Genomic DNA, 24,371 nt, shown 5'->3' with positions numbered 1-24,371 from the left:
ATCAGGCTCCAGGATGTTCGGCGGACAACGGGTTGGCCAAGGCAGGCTGGTCCGCGAAGCGCGGCGCCCGCTTCTCGAGGAACGCGGCAATCCCTTCGCGGGCGTCGTCGCCTTGATGCAGGATGTGGGCGGTCTCGGCCTCGTAGCGCTCGGCGCGCACGCTGCCCTCGCGCAGGCCGAGGTTGAACCCCGACTTCACCGCCTGCACGACCGCCGGCGAGCGCGATGCGATCACTTCGGCGAGCGCGATGGCTTCGGCAAGCGCCCCGCCATTTGGCACCAGCCGTGACACCAGGTCGCAGCTCGCGGCGTCATAGGCGCTCATCGGGGTCGCGGTCAGCATCATTTCGAGCGCTCGCGTCGGCGCAATCAACTGCGGCAACCGGTACAGCTGGCCGCCCTCGGGCAGGATGCCGAGGCGTGCGCCCGGCGAGCCGAACACCGCGTTATTGCTGGCGATGCGCAGGTCGCAAGACAGCGCGAGCATGAAACCCGCCGCCCAGCAGTGGCCATTGATCGCCGCGAGCACCGGCTTCTTCATGGTCAACGGCCGCACGAACGGCGCCTCGCCGACAGTGCTGCGGGCATGCGCACCTGAAGCAAGTTCCTTCAGGTCGTGCCCGCTCGAAAATGCAAGGTCGCCGGCGCCAGTGACGACCACGACGCGAATGCGCGGATCCGCCTCTGCCTCGTCGAATGCGGCGAGCAACGCTACTGACATGGCCTCGTCGAACGCGTTGCGGATGCGTTCATTGCAGATAGTCAGGATGCGGATCGCATTGCGCGTTTCCGCCCGGATTTCACCCATGGCTGTGTGCTCCGTTGAAATTGAACTGCGTGTTCGTTTTTATACTTCGTGTGTTTTTATGGATTCTATGTACACAAATATGGGCCTTCCATCAGCGTTAACCCGGCCAGGCCGCTAATGGTTCAGAGAGGCAAATCGGGCTGTTGTCGGGCCAGGCTGGCTTGGTCGGCGCAGCGGTGGCAAGCGGAAGGTTGCGTCGAGCCGGAGGGAGGTCTGCTCGATCCAGTCACGGCTGGAGCGCAAAGAGAGGCCGATGGAACGGCCCCTGAGTGGGTTGAGTGGTATGGCGGCCCCGACGGCCTGGGGCAGGAATGCGCGAGGGATCTGCCAAATCAGGATGCCACCGAACTACATGTCGCTGCGCCTGGCAGCGACATGCATTCAGGGATCCTGGCGCATTTAGTAAGGGTAGTGAACAGGGAAATAGCCAGGGCGCATTGCGCTAGCGCGCCGTCCATCCCCTGCGAAACGAAAGAAAGCCGGGCACAAGCCGCACGTTCACGAGGCAAACCATGCGCGCACGATTTCCGGATTTGCCTTCATCCAGTCGCGCGCGACAGCCGCCGGCGGCTTCCGGTCGACGACGATCTGCCGTTCAAGGTCCGTCACGACTGGAATCCCCAGCTGGATCCGCGACACCACGGTACGCGTGCGCGCGGGCCACGATTCCCAGACGGCCTTACGCACCACCACCACCGCGCGGTCCGTGCCAAAGAATCCCGCGGGCTCGTCGAGCACGCGCACCGGGTACAGCGCGTTGAGGTACTGCGGCTGCCACAACGGCATCACCATCCATTTGCCGGACGCGGAAGCGTTTGCCAGCCGCTTCGCCCATTCGTCGGGCTTGCCCAGCTTCAACTGGTAGCCGGCGGATTCGAGGCCGTAGCGCTGCATGATTTCTGCGGATCCGACCATCAGGCCCGATCCCGGGCCCACGCCGACGATTTCCTTGTCCATGCGGGCGATGACATCGGGCTTCTTCAGGTCATCCACCGAACGCACCACCGATGCCGGCACATGGGCCGGTACTGCCCAATACAGGCGGGCCCCCTCGTAAAGCGTGGCCGCCTCAACCAGCTGGCTGGCAAGTGGTGCCTGCAGCTTGCCATGCGCATGCGGCAGCCAGGAGGCGACAAGCATATCGACCTCCCCCTTGCCAAGGCGATCGTATATGGCCGGATGATTGCCTTCCGTCACCTTGACGCCATGGCCAAGGTCCTCGAGCACGGCCTGTATCACGGCGCCGGTCGCCACGTAGAAGGTCAGGTTGATCTGGCCCATCGTGATGGGCGCGGCGGACTGCGCATGGACCGGGCCAAAGCCGCAACAAAGGGCCAGTGCGACACCAAGAGATTTCCAGAGGCGTTTGAGCATTCGATTCTTCCTTTCACAAGCCGTTGGAGGCCGAGCGGGTTGGCCTCTTGCACGCGCGGCACTCGCGGCGTGTCGCTGGACCGCAGCCTGAACAGTAAGAGAGCCAGGCCGATCCCGGTAATGAAAAGACTGGATTGACCGATAACGGTTGCGACAACCGCACCGGCCCCTGCGTCAGTGCCCAGGCGATCACCCCCACCGTTAAGCCACCTCGTTAAGCCACCCCGGAAACCCGCCTAATTTCCTCCGCAACGATCGCGATCAACGCCTCGGCCGCCGTGCTCAGCGGCCGTTGCGGATGGCTCACGCAAACCAGATGCCGCACGATGCGCGGCGCAATGATGGTATGCATCCGCAGCCGTCCCTCTTCCACGGCGCGCAGCACCACGATGCGCGGCAGCACAGTGGCAAAGCGCGTCGCTTGCACGAACTGGACGATGGTGCCGAGGATGTCGATCTCGAACTTCGGCGCAAGGGTGACGTCCTGCGCCTGCGTCGCCGTGTCCAGCACCACGCGCAGGCCATGCCGCTTGGTCGGCAGCACCAGTTCCAGTCCTGGCAGCTTCGCCATCTCTACCGATTCCGGCAGTTCGGGGCCGTGTTCGACGCTGGTCACCAGCACCATTTCCTCGTCGTGCAGCGGTTGCACATGCAGCGCCGGCCGGCCGCGCTGGCGATGCACCACGGCCGCGTCAAGCTGGCCGGCGGAAACGAGATCGATCAGCGCGGCACTGAAGCCGTCCGCCACGGATACCTCTACGTTCGGATAGCGCGCATTGAAGCGGGCCAGGGATCCCACCAGCACGCTCTCCGTCTCGGAGGCCACCATGCCAAGCGTGATGCGGCCGGCCATCTGCTCCTCGCGCTGCATCATCTGCTGCCGCGCGCCGGCGATGTCGCGCACGATGGGCAGGAACAGGCGGTACATCATGCGACCCGCAGCAGTCGGCACCATGCCGTGCGGGATGCGGTCGAACAGCTTCTGTCCGAACTCCTCTTCCAGCCGCGCGATCTGCATGCTGAGCGCCGGCTGCACGATATTCAGGCGCTTGGCCGCGCGCGTGACGGAGCCGTCCTCGAACAGCGCGATGAAGTACTGGATTTGCTTAAGGTCCATGGGTTGGTATCAATGGCATTGTCGTTCCGGCATCAATTTTAGTGATGAAGCAAGGGCGGCTCGCGATGGCGAAAACTTGGGCATTTAACCAGCTTACTGCGCATCCGCTTGTCTCCGGGAAGACCCTTATCCATCATCAACAATGATGAACTTAATCAGAAATCAATATTAGATCTTATATCGAGATGTCACTAATCTCCGTTTGACGTTGCACGGCCCCATCGCCTTCCGGCGCGGTTCCGTCGCACGGAACGGAGTCGCGAATGAAAAGATTCGATGCTGGCGAAACGACCAGCACGGTGGAGACACAGCAGACCCGGCCGGCGCCACATGTCGGCCGCCCGATGCCGCGCGTCGAGGACGCCGCCATCCTGACCGGCCGCGGCCGCTACGCCGACGACCTCGGCGTCAGGCCCGGCACCCTGCACGCCGCCATCCTGCGCTCGCCGCACGCGCATGCCGAACTCGGCGCCATCGACTGCGCCGCCGCGTTGCAGGCGCCGGGCGTGCGTGCCGTGCTGACGGGGGCCGACCTGCCTTCCTGGTCGAAGCCCTTCGTGGTGGGCGTGAAGGCGCCGATGGAACAGTGGGCACTGGCCATGGAGCGCGTGCGCTACGTGGGCGAGCCGGTGGCCGTGGTGGTGGCCGAGAGCCGCGCACTGGCGGAGGATGCGCTCGATCTCATGCGGGTGGAGTACCGCGTGTTGCCGCCGGTGGTGTCGATCGAGGCCGCCATCGCCGACGACGCGAGCGTGCTGCATCCCGGTCTCGGCAGCAACGTGGCCAGCGACCGCCATTTCCGCTACGGCGACCCCGAGGCCGCCTTTGCCGCCGCGCCGCACCGCGTGGCGCTGACCGCCCATTACCCGCGCAACACATGCACGCCGATCGAGTGTGGCGTGGTGGTTGCCGAGCACTTGCCAGGCAACGAGGGCTACCAGGTCACTTCCAACTTCATGGGGCCGTTCTCGCTGCATGCCGTGATGGCGATGGCGCTGCAGGTCCCGGCCAACCGCCTGCGCCATGTCGCGCCGCGCGACTCGGGCGGCAGCTTCGGCGTCAAGCAGGCGGTGTTCCCCTACGTGGTGCTGATGTGCCTTGCCTCGCGCAAGGCGGGCGCGCCGGTGAAATGGGTGGAAGACCGGCTCGAGCACCTGAGCGCCGCCACGTCTGCCACCGCGCGGCTTTCCACCCTGGAAGCCGCGGTCGAGGCGGACGGCCGCATCGTCGCGCTCTCGTACGACCAGCTCGAGGATTGCGGCGGCTACCTGCGTGCGCCGGAGCCCGCCACCTTCTACCGCATGCATGGCCTGCTGACCGGTGCCTACTCGATCCCGAACCTGTTGGTGCGCAACCGCGTGGTGCTGACCAACAAGACACCGACCGGCCTCGTGCGCGGTTTCGGCGGGCCGCAGGTGTACTTCGCGCTGGAGCGGCTGGTGCAGCGGATCGCGGTGGAGCTGGGCCTGGATCCGCTCGACGTCTACCGCCGCAACTTCGTGCCCGCCGATGCCTTTCCCTATCGCGCGGCGGCGGGCGCGCTGCTCGACTCCGGCAACTACCAGCTGGCGCTGTCGCGCGCGCTGGAAGCGGGCGACTACGGTGAACTCACTCGCCGCCGCGACGCCGCGCGCGCCGAGGGCAGGCTGTACGGCATCGGCTTCGCGGCCATCGTCGAGCCCTCGGTGTCGAACATGGGCTATATCACCACCGCGACGCCGGCCGAGGCACGCCGCAAGGCGGGCCCGAAGAACGGCGCCATCGCCAGCGCCACGGTCAGCGTGGACCTGCTCGGCGGCGTGGTGGTGACCATCGCGTCCACGCCGGCGGGACAGGGCCACATGACCGTGTCGGCGCAGGTCGTGGCCGACGTGCTCGGCATCGATCCGGGCGACGTCGTGGTCAACGTCGAGTTCGACACGCACAAGGATGCGTGGTCCGTGGCCGCCGGCAACTATTCCAGCCGCTTCGCCGGCGCCGTGGCCGGCACCGTGCACCTGGCCGCCACGCGCGTGCGCGACAAGCTGGCGCGCATCGTGGCCTCGCACCTGGGCTGCGACCCGGCCGAACTGGTCTTCGCGGATGGCCGCATCGTGCGCCGGGGCGCGCCCGATACCGCCCTGCCCTTTGCGCGCGCGGCCAGTAACGCGCCGCATTGGTCGCCGCAGCTGCTGCCGGCCGGTGAGGAGCCCGGCCTGCGCGAAACCGTGTTCTGGTCGCCCCCCAACCTCGACGCTCCGGACGAGCAGGACCGCGTCAACACCTCCGCCTGCTACGGCTTTGCCTTCGACCTGTGCGGCGTCGAGATCGACCGTGCCACCGGACGCGTGCGCATCGACCGGTACGTAACCGCGCACGACGCCGGCAAGCTGCTCAACCCGGCGCTGGCCGACGGCCAGATCCGCGGCGCCTTCGCGCAGGGGCTGGGCGCGGCGCTGATGGAGGAGTTCCGCTACGGCCCGGACGGCAGCTTCCAGTCCGGCACGCTGGCGGACTACCTGATGCCGACCACGTGCGAGGTGCCCGACCCGCTCATCGTCCACCTGGAGACGCCGAGCCCGTTCACGCCGCTCGGTGCCAAGGGCCTCGGCGAGGGCAACAACATGAGCACGCCGCCATGCGTCGCCAACGCGGTGGCCGATGCGCTCGGCGTGCGCGACATCCGCCTGCCGCTCACGCCCGCCAGGGTGATGGCGATGATCGGCTTCGACGACCCGCCGCCATCGCGTCCGGAACTGGCCGAGGCAGCAAGAGAGGCCTCGGCAAACAACAAGAGCGGCGGCAAGGGCGGCAAGGCCCTGAGCGCGCGCGGCACCGTCGACCTGGACGCCACGCCCGAGGCCGTCTTCGCCGTCCTGCTCGACCCGCAGGCGCTGGCCAAGGTCGTGCCGGGCTGCCACGCGCTCGTGCCCATCGGCGACAACCGCTATCGCGCCGACGTGACCGTGGGCGTGGGCATGATCAAGGCCCGCTACGAAGCCGAGATCGCGCTGTCCGACCTGGAGCCGCCGCATCGGTTGCGGCTCGCGGGCGCGGGCCTGTCGTCGCTCGGCAGCGCGCGCGGCGCGGGCCTGGTCGAACTGGCCCCGCACGGTGCCGGCACCCGTCTCACCTATGACTACGAGGCCGAGGTGTCCGGCAAGGTCGCCGCGGTCGGCGGCCGCATGCTCGAAGGCGCGGCCAAGGTGGTGCTGCGCCAGCTGTTCGAATCGCTCGGCCGCCAGGCCGGGGGCAAGCCCGCGCGCAAGCCGGGCTGGATCGCGCGCCTGCTGGCGCTCCTGGGAGTCCGTCGATGAAACCCGCCGCATTCGACTACCTGCGCGCCGAATCCGCGCAGCATGCGCTGGAAGCGCTGGCCCATGCCGGCGAGGGTGCCCGCGTGCTGGCCGGCGGCCAGTCGCTGATGGCCGTGCTGAACATGCGCCTCGCGCAGCCGCAACTGCTGGTCGACATCTCGCGCACCCCTGACCTGGATACCGTGCGCGTGGAAGACGGCCATCTGGTGGTGGGCGCTGCCGCCACGCAAGGCAGCGTGGAATGGCGCCCGTCATTGGCCAGCGAGGTGCCGCTGCTCGCGCTCGCCTTCCCTCATATCTCGCATTTCCAGATCCGCAACCGCGGCACCGTGTGCGGCTCCATCGCCCACGCCGATCCGAGCGCCGAGCTGCCGCTGGTGCTCACCGCGCTCGGCGGCGAGGTGGTGCTGCGCTCGCTGCGCCGGCGCCGCGTGCTGCCGGCCGCCGAGTTCTTCCGCGGCATGCTGATGACGGCGCGCGAGCCCGACGAGCTGGTGGAAGCGGTGCGCTTCCCGCTTCGGCGCCCCGGCGCGCGCTACGGCTTTGCGGAGTTCTCGGCCCGGCATGGCGACTTCGCGCTGGCGGCGTGCGCCGCCAGCGTCACGGACGACGCCATTGCGCTGGCCGTGGGCGGCGTGGCTGACCGGCCGGTGCTCGAGACCTGGCCACGCCTGCAGGGCAAGGCGCTGGCCGAGGCAATCAACGATTTCAGCTGGAAGCTGGGCGCGCAGGACGACGCCCATGTCAGCGCGCAGTACCGCCGCCACCTGGTGCGGCAACTGGGCATGCGCGTAATCGAGGAGGCAAGATGAGCAAGACCCCCCACGGCGCACCTTTGGGTGCGCCCCCGGTGATGCGGCGCGATGAGCGCCAGCGCATCACCCTGACCCTGAACGGCACCGAACGCAGCGGCCTATGCGCGCCGCGCGAGCTGCTGTCCGACTTCCTGCGCCATGAGCTCGGCGCCACCGGCACCCACGTCGGCTGCGAGCACGGTGTCTGCGGCGCATGCACGGTGCGGGTGGACGGCGTCGCCGCGCGTTCCTGCCTGATGCTGGCGGTGCAGGCCGATGGCCGCGCCATCGATACCGTCGAAGGACTGGCCCCGCGCGAAGGCCTGGGCGACCTGCAGGAAGCCTTCCGCCGCCACCATGCGCTGCAGTGCGGCTTCTGCACGGCCGGCATCCTGATGTCGTGCGCGGACTACCTGGAGCGGGTGCCCGAGCCGACCGAGGCGCAGGTGCGCGACATGCTGTCCGGCCACCTGTGCCGCTGCACGGGCTACACGCCGATCGTCGCCGCCGTCCTCGACGTGGCCGCCAGCCGCGCGCGCTTGCGCCGGATTGCGGCACCCCTTGCCGAGGAGCACTGCGATGCTTGATCTCGGCCGCACCTTCCTGCAAAGCGTGGAGCGCAGCCCCCACGCCCCCGCCATCGTCGACGGCGACCTGCTGCTGACCTACGAGCAATGGCTTGCGCGCATTCGCGGCGTGGCCGCCGGCTTGCTCGACCTGGGCCTGCAGCCGGGCGACCGCGTGCTCGCCATCCTGCAGAACCGCTGGGAGATGGCGACCCTGCACTGGGCCTGCCAGTTCGCCGGCCTGGTCATCGTCCCGCTGAACTGGCGCGCCAAGCCGGACGAACTGGACTACTGCGTGCGCGACGCCGGCGTGAAGGCGCTGGTGTTCGAGCCGGTCAGCGCCGACGCAGTGCTGGACAGCCCCGCCGCGCAGGAAATCCCCTGCATCGCGCTGGACGGCGCGCCGGGCGGCTCGCTGTCGTTCGACACCCTGCTCCGTGCCACGCCCCGCCGGGACAGCACGCAGGCTGAAGCCGGCGACATCTCGCTCATGCTGTACACCTCCGGCACCACCGGCAAGCCAAAAGGTGTTCCACGCCGCCACCGGCAGGAACGCGCAGCCGCGCTGGCGCATGTTGCGCAGAACCTGTACCGGCGCGGCGAACGGACGCTGGGCGTAATGCCGCTGTACCACACCATGGGCGTGCGGTCCCTGCTGGCCATGGCGCTGGTGGACGGCCTATTCGTCTGCGTGCGGCGCTGGAGCGCGTCGCAGGCGCTGCAGGCCATCGCCGGCCATCGCGTCAGCTGCCTCTATCTCGTGCCCACGCTCTACCATGACCTGCTGGCCGAGCCCGGTTTCGACAGCAACGATGTGTGCACCGTCACCAAGCTCGGCTTCGCCGGCGCCGCCATGAACGATGGCCTGCTGACCCGGCTCGAGCACGCGTTCCGACCGGAGTTGTTCGTCAACCACTACGGCTCGTCCGAGGTCTACACCTTCAGCGTCGACCAGCACGCGGCACGCAAACCCGGCAGTGCGGGCCGCGCCGGCCTCAACACGCGGCTGCGCGTGGCGCGGCTTGACGCGGCCTCGCCGGACGAACTGGCCGCGCCCGGCGAGGAAGGCCAGATCATCGCCGACCTGCGCGGCGACGAGGCCTTCGAGGGCTACTGGAACCGCGACGACGCCAATGCCAAGTCCCTGCGCGACGGCTGGTACTTCACCGGCGACATCGGCTACCTCGACGCTGACGGCGACCTGTTCGTCACCGGGCGGGTCGACGACATGATCATCAGCGGCGGCGAAAACATCTCGCCCGCCGATATCGAATCGGTGCTGTCCCTGCACCCCGCCGTGGACGAGGTGGCGGTGGCCGGCGTGCCCGACGCCCGCTGGGGCCAGAAGGTGGTGGCCTTCGTCAAGCCGCGCGGCTGTGTCGACGCGGGCGCGCTCGACGACTACTGCCGCGGCTCCGACCTCGTCAACTTCAAACGCCCGCGCGACTACGTGTTTGTCGCCGACATCCCGAAATCGCCGGTCGGCAAGATCCTGCGCCGCAAGCTGTCGGCGGGCGAATACAGCGCACTTTCCTCTCTTCCCCACAGCGACCCCATCAAGGAGTAACGACATGACCCAGGCCTTCGCACTGACCCATCCCGACCAGCAGCGCCTGCAGGACCTCGACGGTTTTTCCGTGGAGATCGACCCGGCCCGCGAGCGCGCGGACATCATCCTGCACCGCCCGCCTTACAACGTGATCTCGATGGCGGCCCGCGACCAGTTGCGTGCCGTGTTCGAGGCGCTGGACGCCGATGACCGCGTGCGCGTCATCGTGCTGCGCGCGCAGGGCAAGCATTTCTCCAGCGGCGGCGACATCCGCGGCTTCCTGGAAGCGTCGCCGGAGCATGTGTCGAAGCTCGCGTGGAACGTGGCGGCGCCGGCGCGCTGCAGCAAGCCGGTGATCGCGGCCAACCAGGGCTACTGCTTCGGCGTGGGCTTCGAACTGTCGCTGGCATGCGACTTCCGCATCGCCACCGCCACCACGGAATACGCGCTGCCCGAGCAGAAGCTCGGCCAGATTCCGGGATCCGGCGGCTCGGCGCGCTTGCAGAAGATGGTGGGCGTGGGCCGCACCAAGGACATCGTCATGCGCTCGCGCCGCATCCCGGGGCGCCAGGCGTACGAGTGGGGCATCGCCGTGGATTGCGTCGCTGACGCCGAGCTGGAAGCCGCCACCGATGCGCTGGTCGACGAACTGCGTGCCTTCTCCCCGCTGGCCCAGCGCACCGCCAAGAAGCTGCTCAACGACACCGAGGACGCACCGCTGTCGACCGCCATCGAACTCGAAGGGCACTGCTACAGCCGCCTGCGCAGCTCGGACGACTTCCGCGAAGGCGTGGAAGCGTTCCACGCGAAGCGCAATCCCGATTTCCGCGGCAGCTGAGCGCGGGCGGGGCTGACCCGCCTGCCGCGCCGGAGATACGGACGCATACGGACCTATCGACGATGCCCCTGGCGGGCATCGCGGGGAGCCGTTCATTCAAAAATATATGGAGACAACGATGGAAGTGCTGGCAAATGACAAGGTGCCGACCAGCGGCGCGCAGAGCGCGGCGCCCGTGGCCGCGAACAACCGGCAGGTGCTGGGCGCGGTGACGGCTTCGTGCATGGGATGGGCGCTCGACCTGTTCGACCTGTTTATCCTGCTGTTCGTGGCGCCGGTGATCGGCAAGCTGTTCTTTCCGTCCGAGCACGCGATGCTGTCGCTGGCGGCCGTGTACGCGTCATTCGCGGTGACGCTGCTGATGCGCCCGCTCGGCTCGGCCATCTTCGGCGCGTACGCGGACCGGCACGGGCGCAAGGGTGCCATGGTGGTGGCCGTCACCGGCGTCGGCCTGTCGACTGCGGCGTTCGGGCTGCTGCCGACGGTCGCCCAGGTCGGCCTCTTCGCGCCGGCGCTGTTCATCCTGCTGCGGCTGGTGCAGGGCGTGTTCGTCGGCGGCGTGGTCGCTTCGACGCATACCATAGGCACGGAATCGGTGCCGCCGTCGTGGCGCGGCGCGGTTTCCGGCCTGGTGGGCGGCGGCGGCGCGGGCATCGGCGCGCTGCTGGCGTCGATCACTTACATGGCAATGACGGCGCTGTTTCCCGGCGACGCCTTCGAGGTCTGGGGATGGCGCTGCATGTTCTTTGCCGGCATCGTCAGCTCGGTGCTGGGGCTGGTCATCTTCAACTCGCTGGAGGAGTCGCCGCTGTGGAAGCAGCTGCAGGCGGCAAAGGCCGCCAGCGGCCACGCCAAGCCGCAAGCGCATCCGCTGCGCACGCTGTTCTCGCGCGAGTATCGTGGCATCCTGCTGGTCAACATCCTGCTGACCGTGGGCGCGGGCAGCGCCTACTACCTGACTTCCGGCTACCTTCCCACTTTTCTGAAGGTCGTGGTCAAGGCATCCCCCGGCGAGTCCTCGGCCATCCTGATGCTGAGCAGCCTCGGTGTGATCGTCGCATCGGTGGCAGCGGGGCATTTCAGCACGCTGGTCGGGCGCAAGCGCGCCTTCCTGCTGATCGGCGCCCTCAGCCTGGTGCTGATGCCCCTGCTCTACCAGTGGATGCCGGCCGCGCCAACCGCCACCTTGCGCGGCGTCTACGCGGTGGCGCTCAGCATGCTCGGGTGCGCCGGCTTCGCGCCGATCCTCATCTTCCTGAACGAGCGGTTTCCCACCAGCATCCGCGCCTCCGGCACGGGCTTGTCGTGGAACATCGGCTTCGCCATCGGCGGGATGATGCCGACGCTGGCCTCGCTCGCCGCCGGCACGCCCGCCGACCTGCCGGTGATCCTTGGTGTTTTCCTCGCGGCCGTCACGCTGGTCTATCTGGTGGGCGCTACGATCGTGCCGGAGACGCTGGGCCGTCTTGTAGAAAAGTAGGGGGCACTGCTGAGCTGCGGGGTGGCGGCCCGGACTTCGCTGAGGCGCCGGCCCTCCCCCCGGCCCCTCTCCCGCGAGCGGGAGAGGGGAGCACCCGCAAGACCTGGAAGGTCTTAAGTTCGACGCATTCCGTCTTGGACAGACATACCGCTCCTACCTAGACTCCAGTCACCCCCGGGCAATGCCGGGATTCTTAACATGAAACCCGGCAGTCTTTTTTTTGATCCGTCGATCTATCTACCAGTAGATAGCATCACTTAAAGGCTGCCATCTCGATGACAGACTGGCCCTGCGACCAAACCCAAAGGTTGCCCCGGCCGATCGGACTAAACAGGAGAGCATCATGCAAGCAAAGACCATCCTCACGGCTATCACATTGGCCGCCGCCCTGACCGCCGGCGTGGCCCACGCAGCCGCTCAGCCGGAAACCGCCGGCAGCGCATTCCGCGTGAGCACGCCTCGTGACGCCTACACCGACGGCGCCCGCATCAGCAACCGGGATGGCTACACCGATGGTGCCAGGATCACCAATCGGGATGGCTACATTGCCACCCGCAAGGTCGACCCCTACCTGGACGGTGCGCGCGGCAATGACCGTCGCAACCCGTTCTACGACGGCGCCAACGCAGCCGATTCGCATCCCGACCTGCAAGTGGTTGCCGGACTCGACCGCACCGGTGTCTCGGCCAGTCCTGCGCGCCAGGCAGACCCGTACCTGGATGGCGCACGCGGCAACAGTCCGCGCGATCCCTATTCAGAAGGCGCTCGCGGCGCCAATGGGTCCGGTGAGCACTTTTCGGCATAAGCGCCGGGTCATCGCGGTCACCCGTGCCTGGTCTGCGCGGCGGCCTCCGCTGCTGCCCTGCCCTCCCGGCACGACGGGTCCTGACATTTGATATGAAATCAAAAGTATTTGACCCATACACGGCTTAATCAACAAATATAAACCGCGCAAACTGCGGTCCATCGACGAACTTCCCGAGCCCGCGGCCACGTACCCCCGGTGGCCGCACCCTCCCTGATCAAGGTCCCAAAATGAGTCTACTGTTCAAGCCCGTTACCATGGGCGAGCGCCAGCTCGCTAACCGGATCGCCATGGCGCCGCTGACCCGTTCCCGCAATCCGGACGGGGTTCCCAACGACCTCAACGCGCTCTACTACAGCCAACGCGCTGACGCCGGCCTGATCGTGACCGAGGGCACGCCTCGAGAATGACTGGCCCCTGGCCATGTCCGATCGCGCGCTCCACTATGGCGGCGGCGCCGAAGGCTACACCGACTATCCCGCCTACGACGGCAAGGCCGCGGCGTAAGGCACCTGCCAGGATCTGCCACGATGAAATCCAATACCGCACTGCTAGCGCTCGCCATCGGCGCCTTCGGCATCGGCACCACCGAATTCGCCCCGATGGGGTTGCTCCCTGTGATCGCCGAAGGCGTCGACGTCAGCATCCCCACCGCGGGGATGCTGATTACCGCGTACGCGGTTGGGGTGATGGTCGGCGCGCCGGTGATGACCCTGCTGTTCAGCCGCTTTGGCAAGCGCGCCGCACTGATGGCGCTGATGGCCATCTTCACCGTTGGCAACCTGCTGTCGGCGCTGGCGCCGGGATACGCCACGCTGCTGGCGTCGCGCCTGGTCACCAGCCTCAACCATGGCGCCTTCTTCGGCCTTGGCGCCGTGGTGGCCGCGAGCGTGGTGCCGAAGGAGAAGCAGGCCAGCGCCGTGGCAACGATGTTCATGGGACTGACCATCGCCAACATCGGCGGCGTGCCGGCGGCAACCTGGATCGGGCAGCAGGTCGGCTGGCGCCTGGCGTTCGCCGGCACCGCGGTGCTGGGGCTGGTCGCCATTGCCGCGCTTTGGCTGGCGTTGCCGCAGGGCGAGCGCGGCACCCCGCCCAATGTGCGCCGGGAACTGGCCGTGCTCACCCGCCCGCCGGTGTTGCTGGCGATGGCGACAACGGTGCTGGGCGCGGGCGCCATGTTCACGCTCTACACCTATATCGCGCCGGTGCTTGCCGATCTCACCGGCGCATCCGACACCTTCGTCACCGTCTCGCTCGTGCTGATCGGCATTGGTTTCACGGTCGGCAATCACGTGGGGGGACGGCTCGCGGACTGGTCGCTCGATGGCGCGACGAAGATCGTCCTTTCGGCGCTCGCCATCATCATGCTGGTGCTCCCCTTCGCCCTCTCCCACCACGTCACCGCGGCCCTTGGACTACTGGCCTGGGGAGCCGCGACCTTCGCGGTCGTCCCGCCGGTGCAGATGCGGGTGATGGAAGCCGCGGCGGAAGCACCGGGACTCGCCTCGTCGATCAACGTCGGCGCGTTCAATCTCGGCAATGCCCTGGGCGCAGCGCTCGGTGGCGGTGTCATCAGCCTGGACCTCGGCTACAGTGCGGTGCCAGTCGCTGGCGGCCTGCTGGCTGCGGCGGGATTCCTGGTGGTGTGGCTCAGCCGGGCAGACAGGCGCGCCCTGGTCGCTTCGTGAGCGCTGTGTCGGCGCCCACGCGTCTCGCACCAATCCAGTGAGAGAGCAGGCGTCCTGCGCCGGTGACGAGTGCCCGCTTGCCTCTCACTGAGAAGCCTGACTCAGGCGGGAACCGCCGATCCGTACGGAACGTCCTTGTGCCCATAGCGCCGTACGCGGATGTTGGCCTGCTCGCCGTGCGCGGTCATGCCCTCGATGGCGCACAGCCGCGAGCAATACGACCCGATCATGGCGCTGGCTTCATCGGTCAGCACCTTCTGGTAGGTGCAGGTCTTGATGAATTTGCCGACCCACAAGCCGCCCGTGTAGCGGGCCGCCTTTCCGGTGGGGAGCGTGTGGTTCGTGCCGATGACCTTGTCTCCGTAAGCGACGTTCGTGCGCGGACCGAGGAACAGCGCGCCGTAGTGCTTCATGTGCTTCAGGAAGTAGTCCGGGTCGCGCGTCATCACCTGCACGTGCTCGGATGCAATGCGGTCCGCCTCGCTGACCATCTCTTCCAGCGTATCGACGACGATGACCTCGCCATAGTCGCGCCAGGACACGCCGGCGGTGTTGGCCGTCGGCAGAATGTTCAGGATTCTCTCGACCTCGGCCATGGTCTCTTGCGCCAGCTTGAGCGAGTTCGTCAGCAGCACGGCCGGCGTATTGAAGCCATGCTCGGCCTGGCCCAACAGGTCCGTCGCGCACAGTTCGGCATCCACGCTGTCGTCGGCAATGACGAGCGTTTCGGAGGGCCCGGCAATCAGATCGATGCCGATCCGCCCGAAGAGCTGGCGCTTCGCTTCCGCGACAAACGCGTTGCCGGGGCCTACCACCATCGATACCGGATCGATGGTTTGCGTGCCCAATGCCATGGCAGCGATGGCCTGCACCCCGCCGAAGGTGTAGATCTCGTCCGCGCCGCCGAGATGCATGGCCGCGACGACTGCGGGATTCGGCCTGCCTTGAACCGGCGGAGAAGCGGTGATGATGCGGGACACGCCTGCCACCTTGGCCGTCACGACACCCATATGGGCAGAAGCCACCAGGGGAAACTTGCCGCCCGGCACATAGCAGGCCACGCTGTCGACCGGCATGTTCTTGTGGCCGAGGACTACACCGGGGAGCGTTTCCACTTCGATATCGCGCAGCGATTCGCGCTGCGCCTGGGCAAAGTTGCGCACCTGTGCCTGGGCGAACCTGATGTCATCGAGCTGCCCCGGCGACAGGGAACGCACGCAGGCTGCGATCTCGTCTTCGGACAGACGGAAGCTTGCCGGCTGCCAGTCATCGAACTTCGCGGACAGTTCCGCGACCGCTGCGTCGCCACGTTCGGCGACATCCGCGAGAATCGCGGTCACGGTGTCGCGTACTTTCGCTGCGTCCCGCGACGACGCGTTGGCGCTGCGGCCATGCTTGAGGTGCTGGATTGCCATTTGCTGTTCCTGAGGTGGGAAAGGAAACTTGCCCTGTGATGCGGCAAGCGCAGTGAAATGCAATGTACGCGCAGATTTGCATGCAAGGCTGGTGCAAAACCTCAAGAATTTCCCTATCTGGCACCAGCATCCGGCCCAACAGGCATTAGCATTCACGCAAACGAATGCAAATCATGCAGCCAGAAAACATCAAGCGAGGCGACAAGCCGACGAACAAGGTCACGCTGGACGCGGTCGCGCAACGGCTTGGCGTATCCGTTTCGACAGTGTCCCGGGCATTGGCCGGGCACCCTGCCATCAGCATGCAAACGCGTGACGCGGTGATGGCGGTGGCAGCAGACATGGGCTACCGCGTGCCAACGGAGGGGCGGCGCGCCAAGAAGACATCGACGAAGCTGATTGGCGTCGTCGTCGGGGCGCTGCATAACCGCTTCATGACGCTGTTCCTGACGCATCTGCACGATGCCTTGCAGGAGTACGGCTATCAGATCACGTTGATGATCGATTCGATGAACGATGCCCGCAATCTCCTGGCGTTCCGGCCCTTGATCGACGGATACCTGGATGGGCTGATCTTCGCCACCGCGACGCTGGATTCGCCCGTCGTTGCGGAAATGCAGGCCCGAGGCGTGCCGCTGGTTCTCGTCGTGCGGTCCGTGGACAGGGTCAGGACCGACATTGTCGAGATCGACAACATCCACGCCGGCGCGGTCGCCGTCGAGCATCTGTTCCAGCTTGGCCATCGGCGCATCGGCCTGCTCATGGGGCCGCAGAACACCTCGACCAGCCGCGATCGGGCACAAGGCGCACTCAGGTGGCTGGCGGATGCGGGCGTGGATGCGAACCGTATCGCGCTCGTGTGGGGGGATTACACCAGCGAGTCGGGCTACTCCAGCGCGATGGGAATACTCGATGGGCCGGACCGGGTCACGGCCATTGTTGCCGGCAATGACACGATTGCCCTGGGTGTGCTGGAGGCCGCAAAGCGGCAAGGCATCGAAGTCCCGGGGCAGTTGTCCATCATTGGCTTCGACGACATGCCGCTCGCCGGATCGCCATTGGTGGGGCTGACGTCGATCCAGCAACCCGTCGAGGCCATGGCCCGGACGGCGGCACGCCGCATGATAGAGCGCATTCGCGCGGGAGCGCTGACGCCGCCTGTCCACGATATCCTGCCCATCAAGCTTGTGCGCCGGGAATCCACGGGGCCTGCTGCACGCGGAGGGTAGCCGTACCGTCGCAAACGCGCGGTGCAAACGCGCTTCATGCCACGCCTATAACAAAAAATTATTCTTGTCGCAAAAAAAAGAATTTTTCGCGGCTGGAGCAGCCTCCTAATCTATGCCGGTCCCATACCGCTACAACGATTACTCAGGGGATGCAGCGGCAATCCATCCGCATGGCTCAGGAGACGGAATCTTGAACGCATTGATACTTCGTGGCGCCACGCGCGCCAAATTCGGCCTGCTCGCATGCCTGGCCTCTCTGTCGGCAACGGGATCGATGGCGCAGACCATGCCGCCACCGGACACGCATATTGTCCGGCGTACCCGCTACGATGGGATACGCGATGACCTGATCACCGGCGGCTACGGCGTCGCCGCCATGCTCTCCGGATCCGCCAGGCCGGCCTACGAGGATCCGCTGCGTCCCTCGGCGGCCGAATTGAGACGCGCCGTATTGCTCAGGCCTGGCAATCCCGCCAATGGCTTCGGCACGCTGTATGGACCCAACGTCGGTCCGTCGACGGGGAAACTGTATGAGGATGACGGCAAGCTCGCCGGCGATGAAGTGCTGGCGTTCACTGCCGGTCCATCCGGGCGAAGCACAAGCATCCTGCTTCAGGTTCCGGTCACGTTCAGGCCCGACGCAGCTTGCCTGGTGGTCACCGCCACGCCGGGCAGCCAGAATGTCTGGGCCGACATGCAACGGGCGGGGTACTGGGGACTGAGGCGCGGCTGTGCCGTCGCGTGGACTGACAAGGGCACGGGCGCAGGCATCCAGGATCTCGATAGCGGAACTTCGACGACGCAGGATGGGACCACCGCCACGGCAGCTCCCGACCTGCGTCTTGACGTGCTGACAGGGGCGCCGGAAGCCCGGCAATTCGCCCATGCCAAGCCAAACCGGCTGGCCTTCAAATGGGCGAGTGCCGGGTGGAACCAGGAGGCGGATTGGGGGCGCGCCGTCCTGAATGCCGCCGCGTTCGCGCTTGCCGAGCTCGAATCGCGCACGTGGCCAGGCCAGCAGCGACTATCGCGTGAGCGCATCACGGTGATTGCATCGGGATATTCGAACGGCGGCGGGGCAGTGCTGCGGGCGGCCGAGCAGGACCACCACCATTTGCTCGACGGGGTCGTTTCGCTTGCGCCGCAGATCTATATCCGTGCCGACCCGGACATCGTGATCGACGACCGGGGCAGGCGCTGGGCCGGATCCGCTCGCAGCAGCTATGACTTCCTGTCGTATGCAAACCTGTACAAGGCCTGTGCGGCACTGGCAGTCGCCGACGATCCCCTCGCCTCCGGACTCGCCTTTGCCAGCAATCGCTGCCAGTCCCTCGCCGAGAAAGGATTGCTACGCAGCCAGACCGTGAAAGCCCAGGCGCAAGAGGCGCTACGCAAGCTGCATGACTTCGGCTTCCTGCCGGATGCCGACATCGCCACGGCAGCCTCTGCTATCGGCAACCAGGGCGTGCTGGGCCAGGCCAGCCAGTTCGGCCAGTTCCGGGTCCACGAGCACCTGTGCAAGCTCAGCTTTGCGTCGGTCGACCGTGACGGCGCACCCAGGGCGGCGGACCCGCAATTGCTGGCGCAGCGTTTCGCCCGGCTTTGGGGCGGAACGCCCGATGGATCGCAAGTTGCGCTGATCAATGACGACGATCCGCGCGGGCCTCGCGAAGACGGTCGATCGATCTCCCGCTCGACGGGACGCAACGACTACGATATGGATGCCGCCCTTTGCCTGCGCCGCCTGTTCACCGGCGAAGACCCCGCCGCCATGCGGGTGCGCCGGGGCATCGATGCGATTGCGGCTTCGGCGCGACTGCGCGGCAAGCCTGCCATCATCGTTCATGGCAGAAGCGACGAAATCGAGGGCCCGAATTTCACCAGTCGCCCTTACGCCGCGACCCAATCGCGGAATGAGCCGAGCGCGAGCCGGCTGCGTTATATCGAGGTCGTCGGCGGCATGCACGGAGAGAGCCGTATCTCTTCACCTGGCTTCGATGTGCGCATGGCACCGGTTTCCATTTATCAAGTGCGCGCGCTGGAGGCCATGCTGGCGCATCTCCGTGAAGGGAAGCCGCTGCCGGACAGCCAGGTGATTCATCCCGTTCCCCGCGCCGGCAGGCCCGGGCAAGCCGCACCGACCACGGCAGAGTCGCTCCCTCCTCTGCAGCCTCGCGCCATCGATGCGAATCGGATTTCCATCGATAACGGCTTGATGAAGATACCGTCGTAATGGCACTGCAGGTGGCGCGACGGCGCGCCATCCCACGGATTTACTCGCCGTACTGGAACAGGAGGCGCCCTTCGCCAGGCACGCCAACAGCCGCCTGCGCCGGTGCAAACGCGCCGAACATAAGCGCGAAAGCCAGCGACAAGGCCATCGGCCCTCTCATGATGCCGCCCCGGCCAGCGTTGCCTCCAGTGCCTTGAGGCCATCCCGATAAATGCCCTCGAACAGCCGCGATGCGTCGTCATCGCTCACGCCGGCCGGCGTGAACTGGCCGGACCATTCGACGCGCGATGCCTGGTCCCCGTCGATGCCGACCACGCGCAGCGTGGAGCGGTAGCCGGTGACCGGGAACGGCGCCTGCAGGATCGAGTACGTGTAGCTGCGCGCGCTGTTGTCGAAGGCCTCGAGACGTTCGACGATGGCGTCGCCGTCCGGATTGACGAGGCTGCGCACGCGGCCGCCCTCGCTCAGTTCGCTCTTGGGGATATACGGCAGCCAGTCGGGCAGCGAATCGAAGCCTCCAATCAGTTGCCAGACGCGGTCCGGTGCAACCGGCAGCGTGATCGTTGCAGAAGCTTGTGCCATGGTGGACTCCTTGAATCGAATGTGGTCCCGGATCAGTTGCTGTCGCCAGGCAGCGGCGCATTTGCCGCGACCAGGTGCTGCTCGCGCAGCTCGCGCCAGAAATCGGCGGGAATGACCGCCTTCAGCGCGGCGGTGTCCTCGGCGATGCGCTCGGGCCGGCTTGCACCCGGGATCACGGCGGCGACCGCCGGGTTGGCCAGCACGAACTGCAGCGCGGCGGCCTTGATGCTGACGCCGTGGCGTTGCGCGATCGCCTTGATGCGCTCGACCTTGCTGATGATCTCGGGCGGCGCCTTCTGGTACTCGAAGTGCGAGCCGCCGGCCAGGATGCCCGAGCTGTACGGGCCGCCGACCACGATCTCGGTCTTGCGCTCCGCGGCCTTGGGCATCAGGCGCTGCAGCGCGCGCTCATGGTCGAGCAGCGAATAGCGGCCCGCCAGCAGGAAGCCGTCCGGCTGCGCTTCAGTCAGGTCCAGCGTCAGTTCGATCGGCTCGACGCGGTTCACGCCCAGGCCCCAGGCCTTGATCACGCCCTCTTCGCGCAGCCGGGTCAGCACCTTGAAAGCGCCTTTGCGAGCGGTCTCGAAATAGGCCAGCCACTCGTCGCCGTAGAAGTCCTGGGCGATGTCGTGGACCCACACGATGTCGAGGCGGTCGGCCTTCATCCGCTTGAGGCTGTCCTCGATCGAGCGCAGCGTGGCGTCCGCCGAGTAGTCGTTGACCAGCTTGTTCGGGCGGCCGGCGGCGAACAGGCCACTTTTCTCGCCCAGCGCCCGCGCGCTGGCGTCTTCGACTTCGTCCAGGATCAGGCGGCCGACCTTGGTGCTGAGCACGTATTCGTCACGCGGGTGCCGGGACAGCGCTTCGCCCAGCCGGATTTCGGCCAGGCCCGCGCCGTAGAACGGCGCGGTGTCGTAGTAGCGCACGCCTTGCGCCCAGGCCGCGTCCACGGTGGCCTGCGCCTCCGCTTCCGGGATGTCGCGGAACATATTGCCCAGCGGGGCGGTACCAAAGCCGAGTACGTTACCGGCCAGTTTGTCCTTGATGCTCATGACTGCTCCACAAATTAAGTTGGGGTGAAGGCAGTCTAGGGTTGCCAATTAAGTCTGTCCAAGACAGAATTTGAAAGACTTGATTCCTTAGAGGTCTGAATTCAGGACTGGACATGCTAGATATCCGCCAACTTCACTATTTCGTGGCCGTGGCCGAAGACGAGCACGTCGGACGCGCCGCCGAACGGCTCCATATCTCCCAATCGCCACTTAGCCGGCAAATTGCCCAGCTCGAGGAAAAGCTCGGGCTGGTGTTGTTCGAGCGCTCCCAGCAACGCATCCGGCTCACACGCGACGGCCGCACGTTCCTGGCCGAAACCCGCGCATTCCTCACGCATGCCAACCGGCTCGAATCGCTGGCGCGACGGCTTGGCCGCGGCGACGAAGGCGGGCTGTGCATCGGCTACCTGGAATACGCGATGCACTCGGGCGTGCTGCCGAATGCCTTGCGCGAACTGCGCGACAGCCGGCCTGCGGTGCATATCGCGCTGTACAACCAGCAGTCGGACGTTCAACTGGAGGGGCTGCGCCAGCGCAGCCTCGACATCGCACTCGTCTGCGAGCCGCCGCCACCTGACGATCCAGACCTCGAGGCTGCCCAGGTGCTCAATGATCCGATGCTGCTGGCGCTGCCCGAAGGGCACCCGCTTGCCAAAGCGGAGCAGCTCAGCCCGGATGACCTGGCTGCGCAAAAATGGATCGGCGTGATGCACCAAGAAACCGCGCTGCGGCACGACACGTTCATCGCGGCTTGCGCCAGAGCCGGCTTCACGCCGACGATCACCATGGAGGCGACCGAACCGCTAGCCGCCCTGGGACTCGTGGCCGCGGGACTCGGCGTGACCACGATCCAGCAAAGCCTGCGCCACCAGGCGCCACCGGGCGTGGTGCTGCACGAGCTGTCGTGGTTCAGCTATCGCACGCCCTTGTGGGCGGCCTGGCACAAGGTCAACCTGCGGCCGCTGGTGGAGATCTTCCGCAAGACGTTGCTGCAGACGAGTGGCGTGGTGCCGGAGCTCGCAACGGCGCAGGCGGGCTGACGCACCGTCGCTCCCTGAGTGGCGTGAGCGGGTGCAGACGACCGCCGTTCAATGGCGCAGAAAGCTATTGTGTCGGCTTTCGGTCCTGTCGTTGCCATGAAGCCGCTGGCTGTTCCTTCCCTCGCCAACATTGCTGTTGAGGACCGCTAATTCTATGACTGGCGGCCACTAACTCCGCGACCGTGGCGTGTCGGCAAGGTATTGGTAGCGTTCGCGACGCCGGACCGCTCCTCGCCCGATCCGACTGATCACAGCATTGAGATTGCCGCTGTGGACGAAGGGATGGTCTCGAGGCGGCGGTCGTGAACCTCGCAGACCGTCGGCCGACGGATTCAGCCATTCTCGTTTCCAGCGGGGCGAGAAGAGGTTCTGATAATCATATAGCCAGCCTCCCTCCGTTCGGGTCGAACGGCTGGCGTAGAGTCGAATTGCGAATACCGACGTGACGCACAGGAGGCCGGCATGAACAAGTTTAGTGGAATCGACCTGCACTCGAACAACAGTGTGGTTGTGGTCAGCGATGAAGCTGACCGGGTTATCTACCAACGCCAACGGTCGCTCGAATCTCGTCGCCTGTCAAAGGCTCGCGTGGCCTGATCGTGTTCTTCTTTGATGGCTGATCGTGGGCGGATTGCGTTATCTTCCGCCCTTCGCGGTCGTATATGCCGTAATCAAGTTCCGATAATCCGGAATATGATTCGAGAACAAGGTTCCCAGCCCTTCGATGTCGTTGCGCCAGTCGCGATGCAGTTCGCAAGCGACGCCGAACCAGGTCATCAGTTGTGCACCGGCTTCGGCCATGCGGTGCCATGCCGATTCGCGCGTCACTTCATTGAATGTCCCTGACGCATCGGTCACGACGAACACATCGTATCCTTCTTCGATCGCAGATAGCGCGGGAAACGCCACGCAGACTTCGGTCACCACTCCGGCGATCAACAACTGCTTCTTGCCCGTTGCCTTGACAGCCTTCACGAAGTCCTCATTGTCCCAGGCATTGATCTGGCCAGGGCGTGGAATGAACGGCGCGTCGGGGAACATCGTCTTCAGTTCCGGCACCAGCGGGCCGTTAGGGCCGTCTTCGAAGCTGGTGGTCAGGATCGTCGGCAGCTTGAAGTATTTCGCCAGATCCGCCAGCGCGAGGACGTTGTTCTTGAACTTGTCCGGCTCAATGTCGCGCACCAGCGACAGCAGGCCGGCCTGATGATCCACCATCAATACCGCCGCCTGGCTCTTGTCCAGACGCTTGTAGGTCTTGCTCATCTTGGGCTCCTCGTAGATGCGCGTCCGGGTACAAGAATTTGCACGGCCCAAACACGCTTGGTCATACCTGCTGCACTGCGGGTACGGCTGGCAATACTTGCAAATTTGTATGTCCCTAATAGCTCTCCGTCAACCTCTGGAGGGCGTTCTGCGCGGCTGGCCGGTCCCGGGCGTGCCATCGCCACGAAATGCGAGGGCTTCTGAAGCACGGCGCAAAGTGTCCGCTAGCACCACTGATTGCATATGCGTTGAGCGGTTTTGTAGCAATACGCATAGTTGCTGGCAGCTCCCCCCGGTAGCTCGTCGTCCCCACGAGAACCTTCATGGGGAAGATGCATGCTCACTTCGAGCAACTCAAGGTGGGAATCTTGGAAACTTACGCTCGACCGACCGTCCTTCCCTATATATATCGAAGTGCGGAGGTCCGCCATCGTATTCTGCGATGGCGCCATCACTAATGATTGCTCTACAACGTTTCCTGTCATGCGCTGCGCCGCAGCAAGTGTTGCGGATCGCTATTTCCGCCAATGTCGAGACCTTGACGCTTTACCTCATTCCCTATCGCGGTAGGAATGTTCATTACTGCGCCGGCGGCGACCTGGGCCAGATGGCCCGGCGCGAAGGCTTTTCCGCAGGCACGCCCGAAGACGTGCAGTTGCGACATCGCGATACCGTACAGCGGTGCCGCTGGCCTTGCAGCAAGCCGACATCCCCACCTACTGCGACATCCGTTTCGCCAGCCCGCATGCCACCTTCTGCGTAACGTTCGCCCAATTCGGGATCGTCTCCGGCGATGGCGGCTCATGGAGCCTGCCGAAATTGCTCGGCCTGTCCAAGGCGATGGAGATGACCTTCACCGCCGCGCCAATCGACGCCAGCGAGGCGCTACGGATCGGCCTGGCTTCCGCAGTTGCCGAGGGCGACAACCTGATGCGGGATGCAAATGCACTCGCCCACGCCATCGCCGACATCCTGCCAATGCGATCCGCATGGTCAAGCGCCTGCTGCGCGATGGCCGGGCATATCGATCTGCGCGTGCATATGGACATGGCGGCCGCATTCCAGGCCATTGCCCACGCATCGCCGGAGCACCTGTCGGCAGTCGAAAGGGTGCTACGGCGGTTACGACGCGTTTGAGTCCGGGTCGTCGCCGTCCGGAAAATCGAGCGACTCGTCAGCCAAGCCGTGTCGAGCGACAGCCGATGTATTCCCGTTCTTGGCGTCCAATCGCCCGCGGCG

At 66.0% G+C, this 24,371-nt stretch carries 21 protein-coding genes and 1 pseudogene; 14 read left to right on the top strand and 8 right to left on the bottom strand.

The window, feature by feature from the left end:
• Position 1 precedes the first annotated feature (1 nt).
• The 3 genes from AC1Q6V_RS23965 to AC1Q6V_RS23955 form a co-directional block, all read right to left on the bottom strand.
• Positions 2-808, bottom strand: coding sequence for an enoyl-CoA hydratase/isomerase family protein (locus tag AC1Q6V_RS23965; RefSeq protein WP_010811802.1), 807 nt, complete (start codon positions 806-808; stop codon positions 2-4).
• Positions 809-1,306: 498 nt separating this feature from the next.
• Positions 1,307-2,182: a glycine betaine ABC transporter substrate-binding protein gene (locus AC1Q6V_RS23960; RefSeq protein ID WP_081050337.1), complete on the bottom strand. Its 876-nt coding sequence runs from the start codon at positions 2,180-2,182 to the stop codon at positions 1,307-1,309.
• Positions 2,183-2,396: 214 nt separating this feature from the next.
• Positions 2,397-3,299, bottom strand: coding sequence for a LysR family transcriptional regulator (locus AC1Q6V_RS23955; RefSeq protein ID WP_010811800.1), 903 nt, complete (start codon positions 3,297-3,299; stop codon positions 2,397-2,399).
• Between the two features lie 263 nt (positions 3,300-3,562).
• Here AC1Q6V_RS23955 and AC1Q6V_RS23950 point away from each other — a divergent pair, with 263 nt between their 5' ends.
• From AC1Q6V_RS23950 to AC1Q6V_RS23910, 9 genes and pseudogenes are all read left to right on the top strand, one after another.
• Positions 3,563-6,595 carry a xanthine dehydrogenase family protein molybdopterin-binding subunit gene (locus AC1Q6V_RS23950; RefSeq protein WP_010811799.1) on the top strand — a complete coding sequence of 1,011 codons (3,033 nt, stop codon included), beginning with the start codon at positions 3,563-3,565 and terminating at the stop codon, positions 6,593-6,595.
• Positions 6,592-7,407, top strand: a complete 816-nt coding sequence (locus tag AC1Q6V_RS23945; RefSeq protein WP_454750532.1) for an FAD binding domain-containing protein — start codon at positions 6,592-6,594, stop codon at positions 7,405-7,407. Before AC1Q6V_RS23950 ends, AC1Q6V_RS23945 begins: the two co-directional genes overlap by 4 nt.
• Positions 7,404-7,976, top strand: a complete 573-nt coding sequence (locus AC1Q6V_RS23940; RefSeq protein WP_010811797.1) for a (2Fe-2S)-binding protein — start codon at positions 7,404-7,406, stop codon at positions 7,974-7,976. Before AC1Q6V_RS23945 ends, AC1Q6V_RS23940 begins: the two co-directional genes overlap by 4 nt.
• Positions 7,969-9,522, top strand: a complete 1,554-nt coding sequence (locus AC1Q6V_RS23935) for an AMP-binding protein (protein WP_010811796.1) — start codon at positions 7,969-7,971, stop codon at positions 9,520-9,522. The genes AC1Q6V_RS23940 and AC1Q6V_RS23935 overlap by 8 nt, the downstream gene beginning before the upstream one ends.
• 4 nt (positions 9,523-9,526) lie before the next feature.
• Positions 9,527-10,342, top strand: a complete 816-nt coding sequence (locus tag AC1Q6V_RS23930) for an enoyl-CoA hydratase/isomerase family protein (RefSeq protein WP_454750533.1) — start codon at positions 9,527-9,529, stop codon at positions 10,340-10,342.
• Positions 10,343-10,460: 118 nt separating this feature from the next.
• On the top strand, positions 10,461-11,822 hold the full coding sequence (locus tag AC1Q6V_RS23925) for an MFS transporter (RefSeq protein WP_010811794.1): 1,362 nt from the start codon (positions 10,461-10,463) through the stop codon (positions 11,820-11,822).
• A 343-nt stretch (positions 11,823-12,165) separates the two neighbouring features.
• Positions 12,166-12,627, top strand: a complete 462-nt coding sequence (locus AC1Q6V_RS23920; protein WP_011615238.1) for a hypothetical protein — start codon at positions 12,166-12,168, stop codon at positions 12,625-12,627.
• 230 nt (positions 12,628-12,857) lie between these two features.
• Positions 12,858-13,025, top strand: a pseudogene (locus AC1Q6V_RS23915) (oxidoreductase); the annotation flags it as partial.
• Between the two features lie 132 nt (positions 13,026-13,157).
• Complete coding sequence (locus AC1Q6V_RS23910; protein ID WP_011615236.1) at positions 13,158-14,318, top strand: MFS transporter; 1,161 nt, start codon at positions 13,158-13,160, stop codon at positions 14,316-14,318.
• A 101-nt stretch (positions 14,319-14,419) separates the two neighbouring features.
• Here AC1Q6V_RS23910 and hisD read toward each other — a convergent pair whose 3' ends face one another.
• Positions 14,420-15,733, bottom strand: coding sequence for a histidinol dehydrogenase (gene hisD, locus AC1Q6V_RS23905; protein ID WP_010811791.1), 1,314 nt, complete (start codon positions 15,731-15,733; stop codon positions 14,420-14,422).
• Positions 15,734-15,897: 164 nt separating this feature from the next.
• Between hisD and AC1Q6V_RS23900 the strand changes: the two genes are divergently transcribed.
• Both AC1Q6V_RS23900 and AC1Q6V_RS23895 read left to right on the top strand, forming a co-directional pair.
• Positions 15,898-16,962, top strand: coding sequence for a LacI family DNA-binding transcriptional regulator (locus AC1Q6V_RS23900; RefSeq protein WP_454750534.1), 1,065 nt, complete (start codon positions 15,898-15,900; stop codon positions 16,960-16,962).
• Positions 16,963-17,152: 190 nt separating this feature from the next.
• Positions 17,153-19,195, top strand: a complete 2,043-nt coding sequence (locus AC1Q6V_RS23895; protein ID WP_454750535.1) for a 3-hydroxybutyrate oligomer hydrolase family protein — start codon at positions 17,153-17,155, stop codon at positions 19,193-19,195.
• Between the two features lie 156 nt (positions 19,196-19,351).
• Here the strand turns inward: AC1Q6V_RS23895 and AC1Q6V_RS23890 are convergent, their stop codons facing one another.
• Both AC1Q6V_RS23890 and AC1Q6V_RS23885 read right to left on the bottom strand, forming a co-directional pair.
• The gene (locus tag AC1Q6V_RS23890; RefSeq protein WP_010811788.1) at positions 19,352-19,777 is read right to left on the bottom strand and encodes an SRPBCC family protein; all 426 of its coding nucleotides are present in this window, start codon (positions 19,775-19,777) and stop codon (positions 19,352-19,354) included.
• A gap of 32 nt (positions 19,778-19,809) precedes the next feature.
• Positions 19,810-20,829, bottom strand: coding sequence for an aldo/keto reductase (locus tag AC1Q6V_RS23885; protein ID WP_010811787.1), 1,020 nt, complete (start codon positions 20,827-20,829; stop codon positions 19,810-19,812).
• A gap of 113 nt (positions 20,830-20,942) precedes the next feature.
• Here AC1Q6V_RS23885 and AC1Q6V_RS23880 point away from each other — a divergent pair, with 113 nt between their 5' ends.
• Positions 20,943-21,869 (top strand): LysR substrate-binding domain-containing protein, encoded by a 927-nt coding sequence (locus AC1Q6V_RS23880; protein WP_011615232.1) that lies wholly within the window; start codon positions 20,943-20,945, stop codon positions 21,867-21,869.
• Between the two features lie 462 nt (positions 21,870-22,331).
• Positions 22,332-22,466: a hypothetical protein gene (locus AC1Q6V_RS23875; protein ID WP_255266305.1), complete on the top strand. Its 135-nt coding sequence runs from the start codon at positions 22,332-22,334 to the stop codon at positions 22,464-22,466.
• Between the two features lie 39 nt (positions 22,467-22,505).
• Here AC1Q6V_RS23875 and ycaC read toward each other — a convergent pair whose 3' ends face one another.
• Positions 22,506-23,132 (bottom strand): isochorismate family cysteine hydrolase YcaC, encoded by a 627-nt coding sequence (gene ycaC / locus AC1Q6V_RS23870; protein WP_010811785.1) that lies wholly within the window; start codon positions 23,130-23,132, stop codon positions 22,506-22,508.
• 481 nt (positions 23,133-23,613) lie between these two features.
• Entirely contained in the window at positions 23,614-23,796 is a 183-nt protein-coding gene (locus tag AC1Q6V_RS23865) for a hypothetical protein (protein WP_454750536.1), read from the bottom strand.
• A gap of 29 nt (positions 23,797-23,825) precedes the next feature.
• Here AC1Q6V_RS23865 and AC1Q6V_RS23860 point away from each other — a divergent pair, with 29 nt between their 5' ends.
• The gene (locus tag AC1Q6V_RS23860; protein ID WP_454750537.1) at positions 23,826-24,269 is read left to right on the top strand and encodes an enoyl-CoA hydratase/isomerase family protein; all 444 of its coding nucleotides are present in this window, start codon (positions 23,826-23,828) and stop codon (positions 24,267-24,269) included.
• Positions 24,270-24,371 lie beyond the last annotated feature (102 nt).

This window comes from Cupriavidus sp. GW823-FHT07B10, from assembly GCF_058794355.1.
This window is presented reverse-complemented; position numbering and strand designations above follow the sequence as displayed.

Excerpts from the sequence above, each read along its gene's own strand:
- AC1Q6V_RS23965 (WP_010811802.1), bottom strand. The coding sequence starts at position 808 with ATGGGTGAAATCCGGGCGGAAACGCGCAATGCGATCCGCATCCTGACT.
- AC1Q6V_RS23960 (WP_081050337.1), bottom strand. The coding sequence starts at position 2,182 with ATGCTCAAACGCCTCTGGAAATCTCTTGGTGTCGCACTGGCCCTTTGT.
- AC1Q6V_RS23955 (WP_010811800.1), bottom strand. The coding sequence starts at position 3,299 with ATGGACCTTAAGCAAATCCAGTACTTCATCGCGCTGTTCGAGGACGGC.
- AC1Q6V_RS23950 (WP_010811799.1), top strand. The coding sequence starts at position 3,563 with ATGAAAAGATTCGATGCTGGCGAAACGACCAGCACGGTGGAGACACAG.
- AC1Q6V_RS23945 (WP_454750532.1), top strand. The coding sequence starts at position 6,592 with ATGAAACCCGCCGCATTCGACTACCTGCGCGCCGAATCCGCGCAGCAT.
- AC1Q6V_RS23940 (WP_010811797.1), top strand. The coding sequence starts at position 7,404 with ATGAGCAAGACCCCCCACGGCGCACCTTTGGGTGCGCCCCCGGTGATG.
- AC1Q6V_RS23935 (WP_010811796.1), top strand. The coding sequence starts at position 7,969 with ATGCTTGATCTCGGCCGCACCTTCCTGCAAAGCGTGGAGCGCAGCCCC.
- AC1Q6V_RS23930 (WP_454750533.1), top strand. The coding sequence starts at position 9,527 with ATGACCCAGGCCTTCGCACTGACCCATCCCGACCAGCAGCGCCTGCAG.
- AC1Q6V_RS23925 (WP_010811794.1), top strand. The coding sequence starts at position 10,461 with ATGGAAGTGCTGGCAAATGACAAGGTGCCGACCAGCGGCGCGCAGAGC.
- AC1Q6V_RS23920 (WP_011615238.1), top strand. The coding sequence starts at position 12,166 with ATGCAAGCAAAGACCATCCTCACGGCTATCACATTGGCCGCCGCCCTG.
- AC1Q6V_RS23910 (WP_011615236.1), top strand. The coding sequence starts at position 13,158 with ATGAAATCCAATACCGCACTGCTAGCGCTCGCCATCGGCGCCTTCGGC.
- hisD (WP_010811791.1), bottom strand. The coding sequence starts at position 15,733 with ATGGCAATCCAGCACCTCAAGCATGGCCGCAGCGCCAACGCGTCGTCG.
- AC1Q6V_RS23900 (WP_454750534.1), top strand. The coding sequence starts at position 15,898 with ATGCAAATCATGCAGCCAGAAAACATCAAGCGAGGCGACAAGCCGACG.
- AC1Q6V_RS23890 (WP_010811788.1), bottom strand. The coding sequence starts at position 19,777 with ATGGCACAAGCTTCTGCAACGATCACGCTGCCGGTTGCACCGGACCGC.
- AC1Q6V_RS23885 (WP_010811787.1), bottom strand. The coding sequence starts at position 20,829 with ATGAGCATCAAGGACAAACTGGCCGGTAACGTACTCGGCTTTGGTACC.
- AC1Q6V_RS23880 (WP_011615232.1), top strand. The coding sequence starts at position 20,943 with ATGCTAGATATCCGCCAACTTCACTATTTCGTGGCCGTGGCCGAAGAC.
- AC1Q6V_RS23875 (WP_255266305.1), top strand. The coding sequence starts at position 22,332 with ATGAACAAGTTTAGTGGAATCGACCTGCACTCGAACAACAGTGTGGTT.
- ycaC (WP_010811785.1), bottom strand. The coding sequence starts at position 23,132 with ATGAGCAAGACCTACAAGCGTCTGGACAAGAGCCAGGCGGCGGTATTG.
- AC1Q6V_RS23865 (WP_454750536.1), bottom strand. The coding sequence starts at position 23,796 with ATGTCGCAACTGCACGTCTTCGGGCGTGCCTGCGGAAAAGCCTTCGCG.